Raw genomic sequence first — 6,145 nt, forward strand, 5'->3', positions numbered from 1 at the left:
CGTACCGCTGGCCGTGGTCGAGGCCAAAGACGCCAAGCACTCCGTCGGCGCGGGCATGCCCCAGGCCATTCAATACGCCGAGCTGCTGGGCGTACCCTTCAGCTTTGCCAGCAATGGCGATGGCTTTGTGTTCCGCGATGCCACCCTGTCTGATGGCGTGCTGGAGCGCGACCTCACGCTGGACCAATTCCCCACCCCCGCCGAGCTGTGGGCCAAGTACTGCGCGTGGAAGGGCTGGACGCCCGCCGTGGAGCACATTGCCGCCACCGACTACGCCCCCAGCAAAACCCCGCGCTACTACCAGTTGGGGGCCATCAACCGCACGGTAGAGGCCATTGCCGCAGGCCAAAACCGCGTGCTGCTCGTCATGGCCACGGGCACCGGCAAAACCTACACCGCGTTCCAGATCATCTGGCGCCTGTGGAAAAGCGGCGCCAAAAAACGCATCCTGTTTTTGGCCGACCGCAACATCCTCATCGACCAGACGATGGTCAATGACTTCCGCCCCTTCAAGGGCGCGATGGCCAAGCTCAGCCCCCACGCCAAGGGCGTGGAGCGGGTGGACACCCAAGGCCAGGTCACCGTGGAAGACCTCGACCTGGCCGTGAACAAGACCACCAAGGTGGTGGACAAAAGCTACGAAATTTACCTCTCGCTCTACCAGGCCGTCACCGGCACGCAAGAAGAGCGCAACATCTACAAGCAGTTCAGCCCCGACTTCTTCGACCTGATCGTGGTGGACGAATGCCACCGGGGCAGCGCGGCTGAAGACTCCGCCTGGCGCGACATCCTCACCTACTTTGCCAGCGCCACACAGATCGGCCTCACGGCCACACCCAAGGAGACGGAAGACGTCTCCAACATCGACTACTTTGGCGAGCCGCTCTACACCTACAGCTTGAAGCAAGGCATTGAAGACGGCTACCTCGCGCCCTACAAGGTGGTGCGGGTGGACCTGGACAAAGACACCTTCGGCTGGCGCCCCACCGAAGGCCAGCGCGACAAGTTCGGCCACCTCATCGAAGACCGCATCTACACCGGTGCCGACATGAACCGCAAGCTCGTCATGGAGCAGCGCGACGCCGTGGTGGCCGCCAAGGTCACCGAATACCTGCAGGCCGCTGACCGCTACGCCAAGACCATCGTTTTTTGCGAAGACATCGAACACGCCGAGCGTATGCGCAAGGCACTCAGCAACGCCAATGCCGACCTGTGCGCCAAAGAGCCCAAATACGTGGTGCAGATCACCGGCGACAACACCGAAGGCAAGCGCGAGCTGGACAACTTCATCGACCCTGAGAAAACCTACCCGGTGATCGCCGTCACCTCCAAGCTCATGAGCACCGGCGTGGACGCGCAAACCTGCAAGCTCATCGTGCTGGACCAGACCATCAAGTCCATGACGCTGTTCAAGCAGATCATTGGCCGGGGCACCCGCCTGCGCGAAGACCTGGGAAAAAGCTGGTTCACCATCCTCGACTTCAAGCGCGCCACGGAGCTCTTTGCTGACCCCAGCTTTGACGGTGAGCCCGTGCAGGTGTACGCCCCTCAGCCCGGTGAACCCGTGGCCCCGCCGCCGCCCGCAGAGCTGCCCGGCACTACCTCGGTGCCCGATGGATGGCCTACCGAACCTGCGGCCACCGTGGGCCTGATCACCGCCGAGGAAGACGCACCGCGCAAATACATCGTGGACGGCATTCCCGTGGCCGTGGCGCGCGAGCGCGTGCAGTACCTCAACGCCCAAGGCAAGCTCATCACCGAAAGTCTGCGCGACTACACCCGCATCAATCTGCTCAAAAAATACGACTCGCTCGACCAGTTCCTGCAAACCTGGCAGCAGGCCGATCGCAAAGCCGCCCTGCTGGCCGAGCTAGAGGCAGAAGGCGTGCTCATCGATGCCCTGGCCGCTGAGGTGGGCAAAGACCTCGACCCGTTCGACCTGCTGCTGCACGTCGCCTACGACCAGCCCCCGCTCACCCGCCGCGAGCGCGCCCAGCGCGTCAAAAAGCGCAGCGTCTTCACCCAATACGGCCCCGTGGCCCGCAAGGTGCTTGACGCCCTGCTCGACAAATACGCCGACGAAGGCATCGCCACCATCGAGAGCAACGAAGTCTTCAAACTCCAGCCCTTCACCGACCTGGGCAGCCCCGTAGAGCTGGTGCGCAGCTTTGGTGGCCGCCCGCAGTACCTCAGCGCGCTGCAGGCGCTGGAGCAAGCGCTGTACGCTACGCACCCGGCCCACTAACCGTGTGCCGCCGTGTACTGCCAAATACTCCTGTTTTGATAGCTGCTAGCGCTTGTTATATAAGCGCTAGAGGCCGTTTTTGCTTAAAACCCGCGTTCCATGTCCAACCTCACCCCCGTCATCAAATCCATCCAAGACATCATGCGCCAGGACAGCGGCGTCGATGGCGACGCCCAGCGCATCAGCCAGCTCACCTGGCTGCTGTTCCTCAAGGTGTTTGACGCGCTGGAAGAAGAACTCGAACTCACCCGCGACGACTACCAAAGCCCCATGGCCGAGCACCTGCGCTGGCGCCACTGGGCGGCCGATGCCGAGGGCATGACCGGCGACGCCCTGCTCGACTTTGTGGACAAGCAGCTCTTCCCCGCCCTCAAGGGCCTGAGCGCCGACCCCCAGCGCAACCCGCGCGGCTACGTGGTACGCGGCGTGTTTGAAGACGCCTACAACTACATGAAAAGCGGCCACCTGCTGCGCCAGGTGGTCAACAAACTCAACGCCATCGACTTCAACCGCCAGGCCGAGCGCCACCAGTTCAACGACCTGTACGAAAAAATCCTGCGCGACCTGCAAAGCGCAGGCAACGCGGGCGAGTTCTACACCCCCCGCGCCGTCACCCAATTCATGGTGGACATGACCAACCCCCAGTTGGGCGAAAGCGTCATGGACCCGGCCACCGGCACCGGCGGCTTCCTCGTCTGCGCCATCGAGCACCTGCGCAAACAGGTGCACAACGCAGAGCAAGAGGCCGTGCTGCAAAACAGCATCCGCGGCGTGGAGAAAAAGCAGCTCCCGCACATGCTGTGCGTTACCAACCTGCTGCTGCACGGCATTGAAGTGCCCAGCCAGATCGTGCACGACAACACCCTGGCCCGCCCCCTGCGCGACTACACCGCGGCAGACCGCGTCAACGTCATCCTCACCAACCCGCCCTTTGGCGGCGTGGAAGAGCCCGGCATTGAGCAAGGCTTCCCCGCCGACGTGCGCACCAAGGAAACCGCCGACCTCTTCCTCGTGCTCATCCAGCACCTGCTCAAACCCGGTGGCCGCGCCGCCGTGGTGCTGCCCGATGGCTTTTTGTTTGGCGAAGGCGTCAAGGCCCGCATCAAAGAACAACTGCTGCAGCACTGCAACCTGCACACCATCGTGCGCCTGCCCAACGGCGTCTTTGCGCCCTACACCGGCATCAAAACCAACCTGCTGTTCTTCACCAAAGGCCAGCCCACCCAGCACATCTGGTACTACGAGCACCCCTACCCCCAGGGCGTCAAAACCTACAACAAGACCAAGCCCATCCGCATCGACGAGTTCGACGCCGAGAAAGCCTGGTGGGGCACCGAGGCCGACGGCTTTGCCGCCCGCGTGGAAAACGAACGGGCCTGGAAGGTCGGCATCGACCAGATCAAGGCCGCCGGCTACAACCTGGACCAGAAGAACCCCCACATTGGCGAACAGCAAAGCCACGACCCCGACGTGCTGCTGGCCGACTACGCCCGCCTGCAGGCCGAAGCCCAGGCCCTGCGCGACGAGTTGAAAGGCATCCTCGCCCAGTCTTTGACAAAAAAAGCCGCTAGCGCTTGAGGGATAAGCGCATGCTGCTATCAAATATGGAGCTACTCGCCACCGCCCCCGGTGGCGTCGCCAAACTGCGCGAACTCATCCTCACCCTGGCCGTGCAAGGCAAGCTGGTGCCGCAAGACCCGGCCGATGAACCGGCGGGCGTGCTGCTGCAGAAGATTCGGGCGGAGAAGGATCGGTTGATCGCTGAAGGCAAGATCAAGCGGGACAAGCCGTTGGCGGAGATTGGGGAGGAGGAAAAGCCGTTTGAGTTGCCGCAGGGGTGGGAGTGGGTGCCACTCGGCGAAGTCGTTGAGATCATCAGGGGCATCACCTTTCCAGCGAGTGAAAAGACAAAAGAGAAAGCGCCAGGACGAATCGCTTGTCTGCGCACTGCCAACGTTCAAGAGCAGATTGAGTGGGACGACTTGCTTTTTATTGGGGAGTCATTTGTCGGGCGCGAAGATCAACGGCTTCAAATCCACGACATCGTGATGTCGATGGCCAACAGTCGCGAGTTGGTTGGTAAGGTCGCTCTTGTTGAGCATATTCCGCATGAAGCGGCGACCTTTGGAGGGTTTCTTGGCGTACTGCGCCCCTGGTTCCTAGAGCCTCGCTTTGTGATGGCGCTCCTGCGTACGCCGTATGCACGAGCTTCGCTGATAGACAGCGCAAGTCAGACAACCAACATCGCAAACGTTTCGCTTGGCAAGTTGCGTCCCTTGGCATTCCCGCTCCCACCCCTCGCCGAACAATCCCGCATCGTCACCCGCGTCGAAGCCCTCATGCGCCTGTGCGATGCGCTGGAGGCCAAGGGCCAGCTGGAGGCCGCGCAGCACGCCCAACTGGTCAGCACCCTGCTGGGCACGCTCACCGCCAGCACCACGCCCGAAGAGCTGGCCGCCCACTGGCAGCGCGTGGCCCAGCACTTCGACCTGCTGCTGGACCGCCCCGAAGCCATCGACGCCCTGGAGCAAACCCTGCTGCAACTGGCCGTGCGCGGCCTGCTCGTGCCCCAAGACCCCGCCGACGAACCCGCCAGCGCCCTGCTGCAACGCATCCGCGCTGAAAAAGACCACCTCATCGCCACCGGCGAGATCAAGCGTGACAAACCCCTGCCGCCCATCACCGACGAGGAAAAGCCGTTTGAGTTGCCGGTGGTGTGGGAGTGGGCCCGTCTAGGTGAAATCGTGCTGATATCCAGTGGCGTGACATTGGGCCGTAAGGCTGCAATACCTACGCCTGTTTCATTGCCATATTTGCGTGTAGCGAACGTGCAGCGCTGGCACCTCAATCTTTCGTCGATGAAAGAGGTGGTCATCGACCAAAGCGAGTTATCTCGATTTCAGCTCCTCAACGGCGATCTGCTGATAACGGAGGGGGGGGACTGGGACAAAGTCGGGCGCACAGCCATCTGGCGTGATGAGCTGCCAACATGCTTGCACCAAAACCATGTGTTCAAGGCGCGAGGAATTTCTACAGCCTGGAATCCAGTGTGGGCTGAGTTGTATTTGAATTCGGCGGTCGCTCGTGCCTACTTCGCGTCATCTGCGAAGCAAACGACAAATCTGGCTTCCATCAATATGACGCAGCTGAAAGATTGCGCGTTTCCCGTGCCTCCATTGGCCGAGCAATCCCGCATCGTCACCCGCATCACCGCCCTGCGCCGCCTGTGCGCCGACCTGCGTCAGCGTGTGGCCGAACGCCAGTCCGTGCAGGCCCGTCTGGCCGAGGCGCTGGTGGATTCCGTAACCGCTTGAGGACACACACGCCATGAATTTGACGCCCGCTGCGGCCATCGATAACGCCGCCCTCGTGCAACAGCTCATCACGATGAGTGAATCACGCCATCTCGAGTTCAAGCGCGTCAGCGGCAAGATGGTGGGCAAGGCGCTGGAAACAGTTTGCGCTTTGGCGAACACTGACGGCGGCACACTGGTGCTGGGCGTGGCGGACCTGAAGGAGTTCAAAGGCGATGCACGGTTGTTTGGTGTGGAAGAAAACCCCGAGGCCGTGGATGAGTTGCGACGCAAGCTGCTGACGGAGTTTTCGCCCGCCATCAGCACGGTGCGTATGGTTGCGGTGTCGTGTCGTCTCCACAATGGCCCGGCAAAAGGGCAGAACGGCCATCTGTTGTTGGTGCATGTGGGTCGCAGCAGCCATGTGCACTCCATCTTGAACGGTGGCACCTTCACGCGCATGGAAGCTGGTAATCGGCCTATGAGTGCGGCGGAAAGCACTGAGCTGTCGTACCGGCGCGGGGCGCGAAGCGCGAGCAGCGAGCCCGTCGCGGTAGCCCTTGACCGGCTGCAAACCACGGCATGGAAGCGTTTTGCCGAGGCGCGC

General features: G+C 62.1%; 4 protein-coding genes. All 4 read left to right on the plus strand.

Annotated elements, in window-relative coordinates; translation table 11 throughout:
* Positions 1-2,245, plus strand: a 2,245-nt coding sequence (locus GWK50_RS19190; protein WP_162018182.1) for a DEAD/DEAH box helicase family protein, incomplete at its 5' end; no start/stop codon positions are given.
* Between the two features lie 99 nt (positions 2,246-2,344).
* Positions 2,345-3,823, plus strand: coding sequence for a class I SAM-dependent DNA methyltransferase (locus GWK50_RS19195; RefSeq protein ID WP_162018183.1), 1,479 nt, complete (start codon positions 2,345-2,347; stop codon positions 3,821-3,823).
* A gap of 11 nt (positions 3,824-3,834) precedes the next feature.
* Entirely contained in the window at positions 3,835-5,559 is a 1,725-nt protein-coding gene (locus GWK50_RS19200) for a restriction endonuclease subunit S (protein ID WP_162018184.1), read from the plus strand.
* 13 nt (positions 5,560-5,572) lie between these two features.
* On the plus strand, positions 5,573-6,145 hold a 573-nt coding region (locus tag GWK50_RS19205; RefSeq protein ID WP_197905082.1), incomplete at its 3' end, for an ATP-binding protein.

This window comes from Acidovorax sp. 210-6 (assembly GCF_010020825.1).
Classification (GTDB): domain Bacteria; phylum Pseudomonadota; class Gammaproteobacteria; order Burkholderiales; family Burkholderiaceae_C; genus Simplicispira; species Simplicispira sedimenti.

Excerpts from the sequence above, each read along its gene's own strand:
- GWK50_RS19200 (WP_162018184.1), top strand. The coding sequence starts at position 3,835 with ATGCTGCTATCAAATATGGAGCTACTCGCCACCGCCCCCGGTGGCGTC.
- GWK50_RS19195 (WP_162018183.1), top strand. The coding sequence starts at position 2,345 with ATGTCCAACCTCACCCCCGTCATCAAATCCATCCAAGACATCATGCGC.